This is a genomic window from Cellulomonas sp. McL0606 (assembly GCF_058248365.1).
In genome coordinates this window covers 1,256,524-1,272,963 of sequence record NZ_CM177779.1, presented here as the reverse complement: position 1 = coordinate 1,272,963, position 16,440 = coordinate 1,256,524, and the positions used below count along the sequence as shown (strand labels likewise).

Below are 16,440 nucleotides of genomic sequence, written 5' to 3'. Positions count from 1 at the left end.
CCGTGTCCACGACGACACCCACCACCACCCTGGCCAAGCCGCCCACCGAGGCGATGCCCCTGCTCGGGTTCGAGGACGTCGCGATGACGTTCCCCGGCGGCACGGTCGCGCTCTCCGGGGTGGACCTCACGGTCGGCCGCGGCGAGTTCGTCTCGGTCGTCGGGCCCTCGGGTTGCGGCAAGTCCACGCTGCTGCGGATCGCCTCGGGCCTGGAGACCGCCAGTGCCGGCAAGGTCACGCTGGCCACCGACCACATCGCCTACGTGTTCCAGGACGCCACCCTGCTGCCGTGGCGGAACGTGCTCGGCAACGTCGAGCTGCTGGCCGAGCTGCGGGGCCGCGGACCGAAGATCCGTCGCGAGAAGGCCCGCGAGGCCATCAAGCTCGTCGGCCTCGACGGCTTCGAGAAGCACCTGCCCAAGCAGCTGTCCGGCGGCATGAAGATGCGCGCCTCGCTCGCCCGCTCGTTCACCCTCGACCCGGAAGCTCTTCCTGTTCGACGAGCCGTTCGGTGCGCTCGACGAGATCACCCGCGGCCGGCTGCAGGACGAGCTGCTCAGCTGTTCGCCGAGCAGCACTTCGCCGGCCTGTTCATCACGCACTCGGTCGCCGAGGCGGTCTACCTGTCCACCAAGGTCGTCGTGATGTCGGGCCGGCCCGGTCGCCTCGTCCAGTCCTTCGACATCCCGTTCCCGATGCCCCGGGACCCCGACATCCGGTACTCCCCGGAGTTCACCGAGGTCGTCGGCCAGGTCTCGCACGCCCTGAAGGAGGCGCACAGCTGATGGCCACCACCACGATCGAGGGCGTCACCGCCGAGGCACGTACCGTCACCCCCGTCGCCGCCCGTCGCCGCAAGCGCTCGACGATCTCCTGGCTCGGGCCGATCGTCGTCTTCTTCCTGATGATCGGGCTCTGGTACGCCCTCGCGTACTACTACGCCCAGCGCGGCCTGCCGTACTTCGTGCCGTACCCGCACCAGGTGGTCCAGGCCATATTCTCGGACGGCGAGCTCCAGATCCTCATGACGGCCCTGCTGCACAGCACCGAGGTCGCCATGACGGGCCTCGCCATCGCCATCGTGCTCGGCGTGACGTGGGCCGTGCTCATGGCGCAGGCCACCTGGATCGAGCGCTCGCTGTTCCCGTACGCGGTGGTCCTGCAGTGCATCCCGATCCTCGCCCTGGTCCCCCTGATCGGGATCCTGTTCGGCTACAACTTCCAGGCCCGCGTCATCGTCACGGTCCTCATCGCCCTGTTCCCGCTCGTCGCCATGACCCTGTTCGGCCTGCAGTCCGTGGCCAAGCAGCAGCGCGAGCTGTTCCAGCTTCCAGGGCGTCAGCCGCTCGACGATGCTCCTGAAGCTGCAGTTCCCCGCGGCGCTGCCCTCGATCTTCGTCGGCCTGCGCACCTCCGCGGGACTCGCCGTGGTCGGCGCAGTCGTCGGCGACCAGTTCTTCCAGCGCGGCAACCCGGGCCTCGGCGTGCTCATCCAGCTGTACGCCAACCGCCTCCAGGGGCCCGACCTCTACGCCGCGATCATCGTCGCGTCGCTGCTCGGCGTCACCGTGTTCGTCGTCTTCGGGCTGCTCGGCAGGCTCGTCGTCGGCCGTTGGTACGACTTCTCGTAGTTCTCCCAGCCCTTGTCCGCACGCAGCTCACGGCCACCCCCGCGGCCGTCGGCAACCGACCGCCAACAGAAAGAGAGCACCATGCGCACACCCAACCGCACCGTCGTCGCCGCAGCCGCTGGGATCGTCCTCACCGCCTTCGGCGTGACCGCCTGCTCGGGAGGCTCCGGCGACAGCGGGGCGACCTCAGCGGCCACCGCCGCCGCCGGCGGGGTCGACCTCTCGGGAGTCTGTCCGGCCACGATCGTGGTGCAGACGGACTGGAACCCGGAGGCCGACCACGGCCACCTGTACGAGATGGTCGGACCGGGCTACACGGTCGACGCCAACCAGAAGACCGTGACGGGTGACCTGGTCGCGGGGGGCAAGCCCACCGGCGTCAAGATCGAGGTCCGCGCGGGCGGCCCGGCGATCGGCTTCACCCAGGCCTCCGCCCAGATGTACACGGACAAGGACATCACCCTGGGCTACGTCTCCACCGACGAGCAGGTCCAGCTGTCCGACAAGTTCCCGACGACGGCCGTGTTCGCCGAGAACGACAAGTCGCCGATGATGATCATGTGGGACCCGACGAAGTACCCCGACGTCACCGACATCAAGAGCCTCGGTAGCGCGCTGAAGGACTCGGGCGGCGTGATCCGGTACTTCAACGGCGCCGCGTACATGAGCTACCTCATCGGCTCCGGCATCCTCGACAAGTCCGTGACCGACGGCAGCTACGACGGCACGCCGGCCAACTTCGTCGCGGCGGCCGGCAAGGACGCCCAGCAGGGCTTCGCCACCGCCGAGCCGTACATCTACCAGAACGAGGTCCCGGCCTGGGGCAAGGCCGTCAAGCTGCAGACCATCCACGACACGGGCTTCCCGCTCTACCCCGAGGCCATGTCGGTCCGCACCGGCGACCTGGCGACGCTGACGCCCTGCCTCAAGAAGCTGGTCCCCGTGATGCAGCAGGCGGACGTCGACTACATCAACGACCCGGCCACGACGAACGCGCTGATCCTCGACCTGGTGAAGCAGTACAACAACGGCTGGGTCTACTCCCAGGGCGTCGCCGACTTCGCGGTCAAGCAGATGAAGGACCTCGACATCGCGTCGAACGGCGACAACGCCTACGTCGGCGACATGGACGAGACCCGGGTGCAGAAGATCATCGACATCATGACGCCGATCTACACGGACGCCGGCGCGCCGCCGAAGGCCGGCCTGAAGGCGTCAGACCTGTACACCAACCAGTTCCTGGACCAGACGATCGGCTTCTGAGCCGCGTCGTCAGTCCACACGGCGGCGGGCTCGGCTCCGGCCGGGCCCGCCGCTCGTCCTCGTCCTGGAGGCACCACCCGAATGCAGACCACCACCGCCCTGGACGCCCTGATCGCCGACCTGCGCGCCCTCCTGGGCGACGACGGCGTCAGCACCGACGCGCGCGTCCGCGAACGCGCGAGCGTCGACGGCGCCAAGATGTCCCCCGTCATCCTCGAGCTGCTGCCGCTCGGCCTGGCCGACGTGGTCGCCTTCCCGACGACCGCCGAGCAGATCGCCGGCTGCGTCGCCGCGGCCGTCGCGCACGGGGTGCCCGTCACCCCGCGCGGCAAGGGCACCGGCAACTACGGCCAGGCCATCCCGATGCCCGGCGGCCTGGTCGTCGACACCACGCGTGCCCGTGCGATCGTCGAGATCGGCGACGGCTGGGTGACCGCCGAGGCCGGCGCGACGATGGTCGCGATCGAGGCCGCGGTCCGCGAGACCGGCCAGGAGCTCTGGATGTACCCGTCGACCGCGCAGTCGACGATCGGGGGGTTCCTCTCCGGCGGCTCCGGCGGCACGGGGACCATCGTGCACGGCGCCAACCACCAGGGGTTCGTCGTCGCGCTCGACGTCGTGCACGCCGTCGCGGACGCGTCGTTGCTCCACGTCGACGGCGAGGACGCCCAGGCCTACGTGCACAGCTACGGCACGGCCGGGATCCTCGCCCGCGTCACCGTCCGCCTCGAGCCGTTGCAGGACTGGCACGGGTTCTACGCGTCCTTCGACGACCAGCACACGGCCTTCCGCGTCCTGCGCGAGATCGGCCGCCTGACGCCGGCGCCCCGGCTGGTCTCCGCCGACCCTGCCGCGATCGCCGAGGCGCTGCCCGCGGACGACGCCCTCCCCGACGGTCGGTCGAGCCTGCGGGCGATCCTCGATCCCGCGGCTCTGGACGCCGCCACCGCCCTGGTCGTCGACGCCGGCGGCACCGTCGAGGACCTGCGCGACGGGCCCCAGGCGTCCCTGAAGCTGTCCGTCCTGTCGTACAACCACCCCATCGAGTGGCTGCAGAAGTCCGACCCCGGCACCTATGTGCACCTCGAGGTGGGCGGCGACGCGCTCGTCGACCGGCTCGACGAGGTCCAGGCCGTGATCCCGGGCGGCCTCCTGCACATCGAGGCCGGCCACACCGTGCCGATCGGGATGCTCGCGGGCGTCTACGAGGGGCCCGAACGCCTGGCGTCGGTGATCGCGGCGCTCGGCGAGCTGGGCGTGGGCGTGCACAACCCGCACCAGTGGAACGTCGACTTCGAGGTCGAGCGCACGATCGCCCTGGCGGCCACCACCGACCCGTCGGGCCTGCTCAACCCCGGCAAGCTCAACCCCGACTACGCCGGCCCGCGCAAGGGAGCGATCCGATGAGCCGCCTGCTCGCCGAGCTGTCCGGGCCTGCCACCGCCCGGCTGCTGGGTCCCGACTCGGTCCTCGTCGTGCCGACCGGGGCGATGGAGCACCACGGCCCGCACCTTCCGTTGAGCACCGACGCGCTGATCGCGGAGAGCGTCGCCACCGCGGCCGTCGAGGAGGCGGCCGCACACGGTCTGGACGTCTGGCAGCTGCCCACGCTGACCTACACCAAGTCCGACGAGCACTCGTGGGCCTCGGGGACCGTGTGGGTCAGCGCGAGCACGCTGCTGGCCACGCTGGTGGACATCGGCCGCTCGGTCGCCACGACTCCCGCACGACGCCTCGTCTTCCTCAACGGGCACGGCGGCAACACCGCGATGCTCGGCGTCGCGCTGCGCGAGATCCGTCGGCTCCACGGACTGCTGACGTTCTCGATGCCGGCGGGCGTGCAGCTCGCCGGCGCGGGAGGTGCCGACGAGCCCGACGAGCACGGCCTGGGCATCCACGCCGGCTACGGCGAGACGTCGCTGGTCCTGCACCTGCGCCCCGACCTGGTCGACATGTCCCAGGCGCGCCGGTCCGTCCCCGAGCACATCGCCGCCCTGACCCATCTCGGCTTCAACGGCACGACCGCCCAGTTCGGCTGGCTGAGCAACGACTTCGGTCCCGACGGCGTCATCGGCGACCCGACCGGGGCGAGCGCCGAGGCAGGCAAGGTCCTGTTCGACGCCTCGATCCGACGCGCGGTCGACGTCCTCACCGAGATCGCTGCGTTCACGCACGACGCCCCGCGGTGACTCCCCGTGCGGACCGCGCCGCACCCCGGCAGGGTGGCTGGGTGATCGAAACCGTTCCCGACGAGGTCTGGCAGCTGCTCCAGGACTGGTTGCCGGACAACGACGACCCTGACCGACCGGTGATGACGCTCGCGACCGTCGACGGGTCGGGCACGCCGGACGCCCGCTCGGTGCTGCTCAGCGAGTACGACCGCGCCGGGCTGTACCTGCACACCGACGCGGCCTCGCGGAAGGTCGCCCAGCTCGACGCCCACGCGGACGTCGCGCTCGTGCTGCGCTGGCCCGAGGCGCTGCGGCAGCTCGTCGTGCGCGGCGTCGCCGAGCCCGCCGACCGGCTGGAGACCGACCGGGCGTACGCGGCGCGGTCGCCGTACCTCCGGCAGCTCGCCTGGGTGAACACGCCGGCCGTCGCCCAGCCCGCCCGACGAGCGCCGCGCCGCCTGGGCGGACTTCGCGGCGATCCACCCGGTGCTCGACCCGCCCGCGACCTGGGTGGGCTTCCTGGTCCGCCCGACCAGCCTCACGTTCTGGACCGGAGACCCGGACTCCGTGAGCCACCGCCGTGAGCACCGCCTGACCGCGTCGGGCTGGACGCGCACTGAGCTGCCCGGATGAGCGGCCCGGGGCTGCGAGAGGGTCCGCCCGCGAGCGCGCACGCAGGTCGGCCTGCGGAAACGCGGCCGTCATCTGACCGGGGCAGACTGCCCACATGACGGCCCGACTGCAGTCCCACCAGTACGGCAAGGCCGAGACGCGCGTCGTCCGGATCGTGCGCGACACACCCAGGCACGAGATCCGCGACCTCAACGTCTCCTCGGCCCTGCGCGGCGACTTCGCACCCGCATACCTGACCGGCGACCAGTCCGCGGTCCTGCCGACGGACACCCAGAAGAACATGGCGTTCGCGTACGCCAAGGTGCACGGCGTCGAGTCGCCCGAGCGGTTCGCCCTCCTGCTGGCCGAGCACTTCGTGCACGACATCGCGCCCGTCTCCGGCGCACGCGTCGACGTGCAGGAGTACGCCTGGGTCCGCGCGACCGTCGACGGCGCCGAGCACGACCACACCTGGATCCGCAGCGGCCAGGAGGTCCGGACCGCGTCCGTCACGGTCGACGACGGTACGACGACCGTCATCGCCGGTCTCAAGGACCTCACGGTGCTCAAGTCGACCGGCTCCGAGTTCACGGGGTTCCTGAAGGACGATTACACGACGCTCCAGGAGACGGACGACCGTGTCCTGGCCACCTCCCTGATCGCCCAGTGGCGCTACGCCGGCACCGACCTCGACTTCGACGCCACGTACGCGAAGGTCCGCGCGATCATGCTCTCCGCGTTCGCGACCCTGCACTCGCTCGCCCTCCAGCAGACCCTCTGGCACATGGGGACGCAGGTCATCGAGCAGGTGCCCGAGGTGGTCGAGGTGCGGTTCGCCGCCCCGAACAAGCACCACTTCCTGCAGGACCTGCGCCCCTTCGGCCTCGAGAACCCCGGCGAGGTGTTCTGGGCCGCCGACCGCCCCTACGGCCTGATCGAGGCCGTGATCGTCCGCGACGGCGCCACCCCGGCCGACGCCGCCTGGAGCCGCTCGGTCGGCGCCCCGTGAACCCCGCGGCCTCTGACGACGAGCGGTGGCTCACCGAGGCCGTCGCCCTGGCCACCTCCAACGTCGAGGACGGCGGCGGCCCGTTCGGCGCGATCGTGGTCCGCGACGGCGTGGTGATCGGCACGGGCCAGAACCGCGTCACCCGCGACAACGACCCCACGGCCCACGCCGAGGTCCAGGCGATCCGCGCGGCCTGCCAAGCGATCGGCGACTTCTCGCTGGCCGGAGCCACGGTCTACACGTCCTGCGAACCCTGCCCGCTGTGCCTCGCGGCGTGCCTCTGGTCGCGCGCAGACCGGGTGGTCTACGCCGCCGACCGCGACGACGCGGCCCGCGCCGGCTTCGACGACAGCGTCTTCTACGACCTCTTCGCCGCCGACCGCTCCACCTGGCCCATGCCGGTCACGGCCCACCGGGTCCCCACCACCTCGGAGCCGATGGACGCCTGGCTCGCCCGCCCCACGAGGACCGAGTACTGACCCGGTCAGGTCCCCCGGTACGTGGTGTACCCGAACGGGCTCAGCAGCACGGGCACGTGGTAGTGGCTGTCGTCCACGACGTCGAACACGACGACGACCTCCGGGAGGAAGGACGCCTGCCCGGTGGCCGCGAAGTAGGACGCGGTGTCGAACGCGAACCGGTAGGTGCCGACCGCCACGGACGACGGGCCCAGGGACCGGGCGCGGCCGTCGTCGTCGGTGACGTCCGACCCCACCAGCTCCCACGTTCCGGCGACCAGCGCGGACAGGACGACGGGCACCCCGGCGGCGGCCTTGCCGAGCGCGGTGTCGAGCACGTGCGTCGTGAGCTGACTCATGAGACCTCCGGAGACGATGAAGCGGACGGCGGAGCGAACAGGACCGGCAGCCTCAGCAGCGCGATCTGGCGGAGCTGGTCGGCCACCTCGCGCGACTCCTCGGCGTCGGACAGGGTCAGCCGGCGCTGCAGCTCGGCGAGGATCTCGGGCCGTGACCGTCCGGCGGCGCGGATGAGGAAGATGCGCCCGAACCGCTCCTCGTAGGCCGCGTTGCCCGCCGCCATCGCGGCGACCAAGGCCGGGTCGTCGGTGGACGAGGCGGCTTGCTCGGAGCGGCTCAAGGACGCCGAGGAGCCGGACCCGGCCGACCCGATCCGCGGATGCGTCGACAGCGCCTCGTCCACCTCGGCCGCGGACAGCGACCGCGCCGCCAGGTCGGCCACGGGCAGCAGGGAGTCCACGGACGCGTACGGGCAGCCCGACGCGACCTCCGCCACCCACCGCGACACGTGCAGAGCCGTCGACAGCGACGCGCGCGTCGACGGAGTGTCCTGGATCATGTGCTCACCTTCGTGGCACGGTACGGGACGTGCCAGTCCTCAGCGGGATCGTCCTGGCCGCCGGCGCGGGCACCCGCCACGGCGGCCCGAAGGCTCTGGTCCCCGGCTGGCTCGGCGACGCGACGCACCTGCTCCTCGACGGCGGCTGCGAACGGGTCGTGGTCGTCCTCGGCGCGGGTGCCGACGAGGCACGCCACCTGGTCCCCGCCGACGCGCGCGTCGAGACGGTCACGGCGGACGACTGGGCGCAGGGCATGGGCGTCTCGCTCCGCACGGGCCTCGCGCACGCGTCGGGCGACGCCGTCGTCGTGACGCTGGTCGACCTTCCCGGCACGCCGGTGACCGTCGTCGACCGCCTGCTCGCGGCGCCCGGGACGACGCTCGCGGACGACCTCCGACAGGCCACCTACCGCGGTCGGCCGGGCCACCCGGTCCTCATCGGCGCCCACCACTGGCAGCCGCTGGCCGCCACCCTGCGCGGCGACCGCGGCGCCCGCCCGTACCTGCGGACCCACGGGGTGCTCGAGATCGAGTGCGGCGACCTTCACCACGGTCGCGACGAAGACGTCTAGCTACCTCGCGCCCACCTCACGCCTCGAGCGCGGTCAGCGGCAGCTCGTGGCCCCAGCGCAGGGCGGCCGCCGTCATGCGCGACCGCAGCTCCCCGGACGCGAGATGAGCCAGTGGGCTCGTCGACCGGCCCTCCTCGCTGACCAGCACCCCGCCGACGTACACCTGCTTGAGGTTGCGCAGCCCGCACGCGAGGACGTAGGTGGCCAGCACGTCCCAGACCGGCCCGGTGTCGGGTGCGCGGTGGTCGACGACGACGAAGTCCGCCAGCTTGCCCACCTCGAGCGACCCGACCCGGTCGGCGACGCCCAGGACCTCGGCGGACCCCAGCGTGTGCAGCCGCAGGACGTCGGCGGGCATCATGACCGAGGCGTCGGTGTACATCGCGCGCGTCGTGTACAGGCCGATCCGCATGTTGCCCCACGGGTCGGAGATGTCGGTGCACGACTGGTCGTCGAGCCCCATCCCGACGGGTATCCCGGCCCGCTGGAACCGCACCACGTCGGCGAACCCGGACCCGAGCCGCCCGTTCGAGGTCGCCTGCCAGACCACGCCGCACCCCGACGACGCCACGCGCTCGACCATCGCGTCCGTCGGGTGCACGAAGTGCCCGAACAGGAACGACGGCCCGAACGCCCCGGCGGCGTCGTACCAGGCGAACTTCTCGCGCTGCGTCTCGATGCCCTCGGCCGTCTCGACGAAGTGCGCCTGGTTGCTGATCCCGTGCTCGCGCATCATCGCGACCTCGAGCCTCGGCGGACCGCGCCGTCGACGCCCACTGCACGGCACCCATCACCGACGCCCCGAGGTGCTGCGCCGCCGGCGTCCGCAACGACGACTCCGCGACCATGTCCCCGAACACCCCGAGCACCTCCTCCTCGGGTCCGGCCTCGTCGTTCAGCCGGATCGCGTTCATCACCCGCAGCCCGGCGTCGGCGGCACCGTCCATCTGCCTCGTCGCGAACTCGACGGGCGCCACCCGCCCGAGCAACGGGGACGCCGTGACGGGGTCGTAGCGCCACGTCACCCGCGGGTGCATGAAGTTGTAGGCGCTGGTCACGCCGTTGGCAAGGAAGTCCAGGGCGCCGTGCAGGGTGGACCAGTAGACGTCGTCCGGCTCGCACTTGTCGAGCACCTCGACCATCGACATGACCCACGGGTAGAGCGTCGAGCCGGGCGAGATCCCGCGCATGCCCGAGGTGAACAGGTGCGAGTGCGCGGACACGAACCCGGGCGCGACGATCGCACCGCCGACGTCGAGCAACCGCAGGCCGCCGCGGTCCTTCTGGGCGACCAGGGACGCGTCCGGCTCCCCGCAACCCGTCGCGGCGATCCGGCCGTCGTCGCCGACGAGCAACCACCCGGCGAACCAGGACGGGCCGTCGTCGGACACGGGGATGATCAGGGCGTTGTGCACGAGGAGCCGCATGCCGCCATCGTGCATCGCGCAGATGACACGCCCGTTTCGGACGTGCGGCGGTCGATGTCGAGGCGCCCTCGCGCCGCGCGTCATACGGTCACCATCGACCCAGGAGGCAGCCATGAAGTACGTCATCTTGATCCACGCCGACCCCGACCCGTGGGACCACCCGACGACGGCCTCCACCGCCGAGGGTCGGGCGCTGCCGCCACAGCAGCGCGCGCAGATGGACAGCGAGTTCGACGCGCTGCTGACCGAGCTGTCCGCGTCCGGCGAGCTGGTCATGGGCGAGGCGCTCGCGGACCCGAGATCGGCGACGGTGCACCGGTGGCGCACGGGCGGGTCGCTCGCCAGCGAGGGTCCCTTCGCCGAGGTCACGGAGCAGCTGGCCGGGTTCTTCCTCATCGACGTCGCCACCCGCGCACGTGCCGAGGAGCTCGCCGGACGGTTCGCCGGTCCCGGCAGCCCCGCCGAGCTGCGTCCTGCCATGTGGGGGTAGCGAGCACGCCACGAGCGAACACCGGCATATCCGGGCCCGCCCGACGGCTGTACCCGCCATGACCGACGACGAGGCCCTCGACGCCTACTCGCGCACGGTGGTGTCCGTCGCGGAGCAGGTGCTGCCCAGCGTCGCGAGCCTGAGCGTGCGGACCGTGCGCGGCGGCGGCGCGGGCAGCGCCAGCGTGATCACGACCGACGGGTACCTGCTGACCAGCGCGCACGTCGTGGTCGGCGCCGACGTCGCGGACGCGTCGTTCGCCGACGGGACGACCGTGCGCGCGGACGTCGTCGGCCGTGACCCGCTCTCCGACCTGGCCGTCCTGCACGCTCGCGGCGACACGCCGCCGCCGGTCCCGTTAGGCGACGCCGCTGCGCTGCGCGTCGGCCAGCTGGTCATCGCTCTGGGCAACCCGCTCGGGCTGGCCGGCAGCGTCACCGCGGGCATCGTCTCCGCGCTCGGCCGCTCGCTCCCGACGGCGTCGGGACGCGTGATCGACGAGGTCGTCCAGACCGACGCCGCGCTCAACCCCGGCAACAGCGGCGGCGTGCTGGCCGACAGCGCGGGCCGGATGGTCGGCGTGAACACCGCCGTCGCGGGCATCGGCGTCGGCCTGGCCGTGCCGATCAACGCGACGACCCGCGAGATCATCACGACGCTCATGACCCGCGGACGCGTCCGCCGGGCCTGGCTGGGCATCGCCGGGACGCAGGCGCCGCTGCCGCCGCACCTGGCCGAACGCCTCGGCTCACCCACCGGCCTGATGGTCGCGGGCGTGTCGGCAGGTTCCCCCGCCGCACTGGCCGGACTTCATCGCGGCGACATGGTGGTCGAGCTGGACGGCAACCGCGTGGTCACGACGACGGCCGTGCAGAAGCTCATGGTCGAGGACGCGATCGACCGCCGGATCGAGATCACCGTCTGGCGCAACGGCGCCCTGGTCGACGTCATCGTCTTCCCGCGCGAGCTGACCTAGGACGACGCGTCCGCGTCGGGCGCCCCGGACCACGCGCACGGGGGGCGAGCCGGATACGGTGCCCGAGTGATGCTCGACGCGCCGTCCGACGCAGCCGCCGCGCCGCCGATGTACGTCGACGTCCGGCACCGGCGGAGCTTCCGTGACGGGCAGGCGGGGTTCGGCTGGCTGATCGTGTTCGTCGCCGGGCTGCTGTTCGCGACGGTCGCCGGCGCGACGATGAGCGGGATCGCCGACGACGTCCAGCAGGGCATCGGCCGGGTACCGCGGTCGGTGCTCGGGGTGGTCCTCGTGCTGGTCCAGGTCACCTACATCCTGGCGCTGCTCGTCACGCCGTTGGTGCTGCTCGTGATGCGGCGGTTCGCGATGCTGGCCCGTGGCGCCCTGGCGCTGTCGCTGGCTCCCTTCGCGTTCTGGCTGGTCCAGCTCCTCCCGCAGATCCCGTCGGCGTCGCTCGGCGTGGACGACGCCGTGGACCTCACCAAGGTGTCGTGGCCACCGACGAGCGTCCTCGCCGGGTGCACCGCGCTGGCCGTCACCGCGACCGGCGGCCTGCGCCGACCCTGGCGGCGGGCCGTGTGGTTCCTGCTTGGCCTGCTCATCGCGCTGCGGGTCGTCACGAGCGCGTCGGCGCCGGTCGACGTCGTCATCGCCGTCGGGATCGGTGGCGTGGTCGGCTCGGGCATCATGCTGGCCCTGGGACGCACCGCTGGGCGGCTCACCCCGCACGGGGTCCGGGTCACGCTCGCGGGGTCCGGGCTGCCCCTCGCGGGCGACCCCGAGCCGCGGGCGGGGACCCGCTGGACGTTCCGTGGAACGGCCGACGAGGGCCCGGTCGACATCCGCGTCCTGGAGGAGCACCGATGGAGCTCCGCCCGCCTCGACGAGGCCTACCGGCGGCTGCGCTGGCGCGACGTCGGCGAGACGAGCGTCGACCCGGACCCGCTGCGGCTGGTCACCACCGAGGCCATGACCCTGTTGCTGGCGGCGTCCCGGGCCGTCCGCGTCCCCACCGTGCGCGCGGTCGCGACGGCCCCCCGCGGTGAGTCGCTGCTCGCGGTGGACGCGGTGGACGGCGTGCTGCTCAGCGACCTCGACGAGCTGTCCGCTGACGTCCTGGCCGGGGCGTGGGCGCAGATCGTCCTCCTGCACGACGCGGGCATCGCGCACCGGGAGCTCGACCTGACCCGGCTCTCCCTGGACGGAGACGGCGCCGTCTGGGTCACCGACCTCGACCACGCCCAGCCGGCCGCCAACGCCGCGCTCCTGGCCTGGGACGTCGCCGCGCTCCTGGCGGCGACGTCGGCGGTCGTCGGGCCCGAGCGGGCCGTCGCCGCGGCGGACGACGCCCTCGGCCACGCCGCCCTGACGCTCGCGCTGCCCCGGCTCGTGCCTGGCAGCCTGTCCACGCGGACGCGTGCGGCGGTCAAGGCCGCCGGCGGCATCGCGCCGCTCGTCGACGAGGTCCGGCGGGTGACCGGGGCAGCCGAGCCCGACTTCCAGACGGTCGCCCGGTTCAAGCCCCGCACGCTGGTGGTCGCCGCGTTCCTGGCCATCGCCGTCTACTTTCTCGCCCCGCAGTTCGCCGACCTCCCGCGCTCGATCACCGCGCTCGGCGGGGCGGACCCGTGGTGGGCGGGCGCGGTGCTGCTGGCGTCCGCCGCGACCTACCTCGGCGCCGCGCTCGGCCTGGCCGGTGGCACGCCCGGCCGGGTGCCCGTCGGGGAGGCCGCGAGCGTCGCGGTCGCGTCGTCGTTCGTCGCCACCTTCTCGCCTCCTGGTGTCGGGCAGGTGGGTCTGAACATCCGCTACCTGCAGAAGCGCGGCTTCGTCACCCCGGTGGCGGTCTCGTCGAGCGCGGCGAAGGAGACCGCGGTGCTGGTCGTGCACCTGCTCCTGCTCTCGACGTTCGCCGTCGTCGCGGGCTCGACGGGGGCGCTGACCGACGAGCTGCACAGCCTCCCGCCGGCCGGCGTGGTGCTCGCGATCGTCGCCGGCGTCCTGGCACTCGTGGGCGTCGCGCTGGCGATCCCGCGCGTCCGCCGCCTCCTGCGGGCGTGGCTCGTCCCGGCCGTCCGGTCGTCCGTCGACGCCATGCGGATCGTCGTGTCCAGCCCGGTCAAGCTGGTCACGCTGCTGCTCGGCGTCTCGCTCCTGCCGCTCGGGTACGTGTTCGCGCTCTACTTCTCGGTGCGGGCGATGGGCGTCGACTCGACCACGTTCGTCGCCGTCGCGCTGGTCTCCCTGACCGCCGGCGCCGTCGCGACGGCCGCGCCGACGCCCGGTGGCGTGGGCGTCGTCGAGGCGGTCCTGCTGGCATCGCTGACCGGGATCGGCGTCCCATCCGGGCCCGCCCTCGCGGCGGTCCTGCTCTACCGCGTCGCCACCTTCTGGCTGCCGATCCTGCCCGGCTTCGTCTCGTTCCGGGTGCTGACCCGGCGGTCCGTGCTGTAGCGATGGTCGGAGCCCGACACCCCAGACGGTGATGCCGGCGCGCGATCACGGCCTCAGCGCGAAGGTGCTCCCCCACATCGATGCGAGATCCGTCCATCCGACATCGGTACCCATGCGGACGGTCAGGTCGTCGTTGTCGACATTGCCGGTCCACAGCGAGCCGTCGGACGCGATCGCCGTCCAGGCGGGCAACCCCATCGACAGCTTGTTCCACGTCGCCGGCGCCGTGACCCGCCGTGGAGGCGTCGGATCCCACGTCGACTCGCTCCAGGTCCAGAGCTCCTTCGTCGTGGTGAGCGCACCGAAGACGAAGAAGTCGCCATCGACGCTTGCCCAGTCGGTCGCCGTCCCGACCTGTTGCGGGGTGATCGGACCCGCGACTTCCGGCGTCTGACCCCAGCGCCAGAGAGTCCCGTCGCTCCGTACGCCGACGGCCTCCAACCACCCCGCCGCGACGGACTTCCAGTGGTCCGTGCCGACCCGTGCCGGGACCCCGCGGCTCGCCGACAGGTCACCGAAGGTGCCGTGGGAGTTGTCCCCCCATGCCCAGCTCGCCCGCGGAGGTCAGGCCCAGCGTGTAGTTCTCGTCACCGACGATGCTCTGCCAGGTGGTACCGGCCGGGGCGACGACGGCTGTCGAGACGGTCACCTGTGCGTCCGGCGTGCCCGTACCCATCTCGCCGTCGGCATTGGTGCCCCACGCCTTCAGCCCGCCCGGCGAGAACACCGCGAACGAGCCGGTGGTCAGGGCAAAGATCGACGACGCTGTCTGCGATGTGCCCGTCCCGGGCACCCACGCCGGCACGACGGACGTGGTGGGTGTCGCCGAGTCGACAGGTGCGCTCCACACCGAGCCGTCCGACCGCAGGATCATCGCCTGGTAGTCGCTCGCGGCGATCGACGTCCACCATGTCCCGGTACCCACCTGGGTCGGACCGGTGACGACACCGTTCGAATCGATCCCGAACTGGAACAGACGCTCGCCCGCGACGGTCGGCGCCTTGCCGACGAGGGTCATCGCCGTGGGACCAGGGACAGACGAACCGGCCGTGGGCACCGCCGACACCGTGTGGGTCCCCGCGGTGACCGGACCGCAGGTTTCCGCGCAGGGGTGTGCGTCGAGCGTCACCGTCATCTCGGCGGTCGCGTCCCAGTGGTTGCCGAAGGCGTCGGCCGGTGTGACCGTGACCGCCGGGGACGCACCGGTCGGCACGGTCCCACCCGGCGCAGACAGCCCGGCGACCAGCAGGACCGACGAGACCGCCGGGCCGTGGTCGACGTGCAGCGTGTTGAAGCTGGAGAAGCCCGCCGCGGTGCCGGTGACCTTGTAGTCCCCGGCCGCGGTAGCCCAGCAGGAGCTCGCGGAGCACGTGCCGCCGGCGGAGATGGTGAAGGTGGTCTGACCCGTCACGTCGCGCAGCGCGTAGCCGGCGGCGTCGACCAGCACGGCCGTCAACGCGGCATGGGCCCCGGCGGTCGTCGTCGCACCCGAGACGTAGATCCGGACGGGTGGGTTGGGATCCACCGGCGGCGGCGGGACATCGAGGGCTGTGACGTTGTTCGTCCAGTACTCGTAGCCGCGACGATGCCGCCGATGATGTCCTCGTCGTGCGTGCCGGCCTGCAGCAACGAGATCCAGCTCCGGCGACCCGTCGGGTCCAGACCCCGCCCGAGCAGCTGCTGGTAGTAGCCCGCGACGACGGGCGCGAGGTGCTCCTCGGACAGCAGGATCCCCATCGCGATCGCGGTGCGGGACACCTTCCCGTGCACCAGCGGGTCCGACCACGCGATCGACTCCTGCGCCGACGCAGCCCGGCCGAGCACGTCGTGATACATCGCGCCGACCCACTGGATCGGATCGTCGTGGCTGCGCGCGTAGTACTCGTCCGAGGCGATGAACCCCGCACTGATCTGCGAGATGGTGGCCCCGCCGTCCATCGCGACCAGCCAGCTCTGCAGACCCGCCGGGTCGGGCCCGCGCCCCAGGTACTTCAGGTAGGTGTCCGTGATCAGCGTGGCCCGGAACTCGTGGCTGTGGGTGATCGCGTTCGCCACCGCCACCCGCGGGGTGCCCGACCGCAACGCCGCCGTCCACCCGGCCAGACCCGTCGGATCCGGAGCACGACCGAAGAGGTCCTGGTACACCGCCGTCACGAACTGCTGGCGCTGGACGTCCGATTCGGCGGACGCGGGCCCAGACACGGCGACGCCGAGCGCCGCGGCGACAGCGAACGCTCCCACCGACGCGACCATCCGTCGCAGGGCACCCGCACGAGCTACGTGAAACGACACAATGCCCCCAGCGACGTCGGTGTGCCGAAGGTACCGGTAGGCGTCGCCCTACGGCAGACCACGTTCGGGTGGTTCACCCACGGCCGGCGCGGGGGCACACTCGGACCGGCAAGCGCAGGCCTGAGCGAGTCCGACCTCCACAGCACCTGGCGCGGGCCCTACGCGGTCGCTTGCGGCAGCGGCGGGCGTGCTGGGTCGGTTCGCTGTCGTCGGGGGGTGTCGCGTA

At 72.3% G+C, this 16,440-nt stretch carries 19 protein-coding genes and 3 pseudogenes; 15 read left to right on the top strand and 7 right to left on the bottom strand.

Going from position 1 to position 16,440, the window contains the following annotated elements:
• The first annotated feature begins 2 nt into the window (after nucleotides 1-2).
• The 10 genes and pseudogenes from AC38ZX_RS06430 (at nucleotide 3) to AC38ZX_RS06385 (ending at nucleotide 7,165) form a co-directional block, all read left to right on the top strand.
• Nucleotides 3-785 carry an ABC transporter ATP-binding protein gene (locus AC38ZX_RS06430; protein ID WP_491296753.1) on the top strand — a complete coding sequence of 261 codons (783 nt, stop codon included), beginning with the start codon at nucleotides 3-5 and terminating at the stop codon, nucleotides 783-785.
• A pseudogene (locus AC38ZX_RS06425) lies at nucleotides 785-1,270 on the top strand (ABC transporter permease); the annotation flags it as partial. The gene AC38ZX_RS06430 and the pseudogene AC38ZX_RS06425, both read left to right, overlap by 1 nt.
• An 82-nt stretch (nucleotides 1,271-1,352) precedes the next feature.
• Entirely contained in the window at nucleotides 1,353-1,631 is a 279-nt protein-coding gene (locus AC38ZX_RS06420) for an ABC transporter permease subunit (protein ID WP_491296752.1), read from the top strand.
• An 81-nt stretch (nucleotides 1,632-1,712) separates the two neighbouring features.
• Entirely contained in the window at nucleotides 1,713-2,894 is a 1,182-nt protein-coding gene (locus tag AC38ZX_RS06415; protein ID WP_426595024.1) for an ABC transporter substrate-binding protein, read from the top strand.
• Between the two features lie 81 nt (nucleotides 2,895-2,975).
• Nucleotides 2,976-4,301, top strand: coding sequence for an FAD-binding oxidoreductase (locus AC38ZX_RS06410; RefSeq protein ID WP_491296751.1), 1,326 nt, complete (start codon nucleotides 2,976-2,978; stop codon nucleotides 4,299-4,301).
• The gene (locus AC38ZX_RS06405) at nucleotides 4,298-5,083 is read left to right on the top strand and encodes a creatininase family protein (RefSeq protein WP_491296750.1); all 786 of its coding nucleotides are present in this window, start codon (nucleotides 4,298-4,300) and stop codon (nucleotides 5,081-5,083) included. Before AC38ZX_RS06410 ends, AC38ZX_RS06405 begins: the two co-directional genes overlap by 4 nt.
• Nucleotides 5,084-5,205: 122 nt before the next feature.
• Nucleotides 5,206-5,463: pseudogene (locus AC38ZX_RS06400) on the top strand (pyridoxamine 5'-phosphate oxidase family protein); the annotation flags it as partial.
• Nucleotides 5,464-5,551: 88 nt separating this feature from the next.
• On the top strand, nucleotides 5,552-5,698 hold the full coding sequence (locus tag AC38ZX_RS06395; protein ID WP_491296749.1) for a pyridoxine 5'-phosphate oxidase C-terminal domain-containing protein: 147 nt from the start codon (nucleotides 5,552-5,554) through the stop codon (nucleotides 5,696-5,698).
• A 94-nt stretch (nucleotides 5,699-5,792) separates the two neighbouring features.
• Nucleotides 5,793-6,686, top strand: a complete 894-nt coding sequence (gene pucL, locus AC38ZX_RS06390; protein WP_491296748.1) for a factor-independent urate hydroxylase — start codon at nucleotides 5,793-5,795, stop codon at nucleotides 6,684-6,686.
• Nucleotides 6,683-7,165 carry a nucleoside deaminase gene (locus AC38ZX_RS06385; RefSeq protein WP_491296746.1) on the top strand — a complete coding sequence of 161 codons (483 nt, stop codon included), beginning with the start codon at nucleotides 6,683-6,685 and terminating at the stop codon, nucleotides 7,163-7,165. The genes pucL and AC38ZX_RS06385 overlap by 4 nt, the downstream gene beginning before the upstream one ends.
• Nucleotides 7,166-7,170: 5 nt before the next feature.
• On the opposite strand, the gene uraH is transcribed toward AC38ZX_RS06385, so the two are convergent.
• The gene (gene uraH / locus AC38ZX_RS06380) at nucleotides 7,171-7,503 is read right to left on the bottom strand and encodes a hydroxyisourate hydrolase (RefSeq protein ID WP_426595018.1); all 333 of its coding nucleotides are present in this window, start codon (nucleotides 7,501-7,503) and stop codon (nucleotides 7,171-7,173) included.
• Complete coding sequence (gene uraD, locus AC38ZX_RS06375; RefSeq protein WP_426595017.1) at nucleotides 7,500-8,003, bottom strand: 2-oxo-4-hydroxy-4-carboxy-5-ureidoimidazoline decarboxylase; 504 nt, start codon at nucleotides 8,001-8,003, stop codon at nucleotides 7,500-7,502. Before uraD ends, uraH begins: the two co-directional genes overlap by 4 nt.
• 29 nt (nucleotides 8,004-8,032) lie before the next feature.
• Here uraD and AC38ZX_RS06370 point away from each other — a divergent pair, with 29 nt between their 5' ends.
• Nucleotides 8,033-8,575, top strand: coding sequence for a nucleotidyltransferase family protein (locus AC38ZX_RS06370; RefSeq protein ID WP_491296745.1), 543 nt, complete (start codon nucleotides 8,033-8,035; stop codon nucleotides 8,573-8,575).
• Between the two features lie 16 nt (nucleotides 8,576-8,591).
• Here the strand turns inward: AC38ZX_RS06370 and AC38ZX_RS06365 are convergent, their stop codons facing one another.
• Nucleotides 8,592-9,308, bottom strand: coding sequence for an amidohydrolase family protein (locus tag AC38ZX_RS06365; protein WP_491296744.1), 717 nt, complete (start codon nucleotides 9,306-9,308; stop codon nucleotides 8,592-8,594).
• Nucleotides 9,309-9,421: 113 nt separating this feature from the next.
• Between AC38ZX_RS06365 and AC38ZX_RS06360 the strand changes: the two genes are divergently transcribed.
• Complete coding sequence (locus tag AC38ZX_RS06360; protein ID WP_491296743.1) at nucleotides 9,422-9,589, top strand: hypothetical protein; 168 nt, start codon at nucleotides 9,422-9,424, stop codon at nucleotides 9,587-9,589.
• A 77-nt stretch (nucleotides 9,590-9,666) separates the two neighbouring features.
• Here AC38ZX_RS06360 and AC38ZX_RS06355 read toward each other — a convergent pair.
• Nucleotides 9,667-9,765 (bottom strand): annotated as a pseudogene (locus AC38ZX_RS06355) (hypothetical protein); the annotation flags it as partial.
• Between the two features lie 349 nt (nucleotides 9,766-10,114).
• Here AC38ZX_RS06355 and AC38ZX_RS06350 point away from each other — a divergent pair.
• The 3 genes from AC38ZX_RS06350 to AC38ZX_RS06340 all read left to right on the top strand — a co-directional run bounded on the left by AC38ZX_RS06350 (nucleotide 10,115) and on the right by AC38ZX_RS06340 (nucleotide 13,922).
• Nucleotides 10,115-10,492: a YciI family protein gene (locus AC38ZX_RS06350; protein ID WP_491296742.1), complete on the top strand. Its 378-nt coding sequence runs from the start codon at nucleotides 10,115-10,117 to the stop codon at nucleotides 10,490-10,492.
• A gap of 58 nt (nucleotides 10,493-10,550) precedes the next feature.
• Nucleotides 10,551-11,468, top strand: a complete 918-nt coding sequence (locus AC38ZX_RS06345; RefSeq protein WP_426595013.1) for a S1C family serine protease — start codon at nucleotides 10,551-10,553, stop codon at nucleotides 11,466-11,468.
• 69 nt (nucleotides 11,469-11,537) lie between these two features.
• Nucleotides 11,538-13,922, top strand: coding sequence for a lysylphosphatidylglycerol synthase domain-containing protein (locus tag AC38ZX_RS06340; RefSeq protein WP_491296741.1), 2,385 nt, complete (start codon nucleotides 11,538-11,540; stop codon nucleotides 13,920-13,922).
• Between the two features lie 45 nt (nucleotides 13,923-13,967).
• Here AC38ZX_RS06340 and AC38ZX_RS06335 read toward each other — a convergent pair whose 3' ends face one another.
• The 3 genes from AC38ZX_RS06335 to AC38ZX_RS06325 form a co-directional block, all read right to left on the bottom strand.
• Nucleotides 13,968-14,363: an RCC1 domain-containing protein gene (locus AC38ZX_RS06335; RefSeq protein WP_491296740.1), complete on the bottom strand. Its 396-nt coding sequence runs from the start codon at nucleotides 14,361-14,363 to the stop codon at nucleotides 13,968-13,970.
• Nucleotides 14,364-14,433: 70 nt separating this feature from the next.
• The gene (locus AC38ZX_RS06330) at nucleotides 14,434-15,447 is read right to left on the bottom strand and encodes a hypothetical protein (protein ID WP_491296738.1); all 1,014 of its coding nucleotides are present in this window, start codon (nucleotides 15,445-15,447) and stop codon (nucleotides 14,434-14,436) included.
• Nucleotides 15,375-16,163, bottom strand: a complete 789-nt coding sequence (locus AC38ZX_RS06325) for a DUF4214 domain-containing protein (protein WP_491296737.1) — start codon at nucleotides 16,161-16,163, stop codon at nucleotides 15,375-15,377. Before AC38ZX_RS06325 ends, AC38ZX_RS06330 begins: the two co-directional genes overlap by 73 nt.
• Nucleotides 16,164-16,440 lie beyond the last annotated feature (277 nt).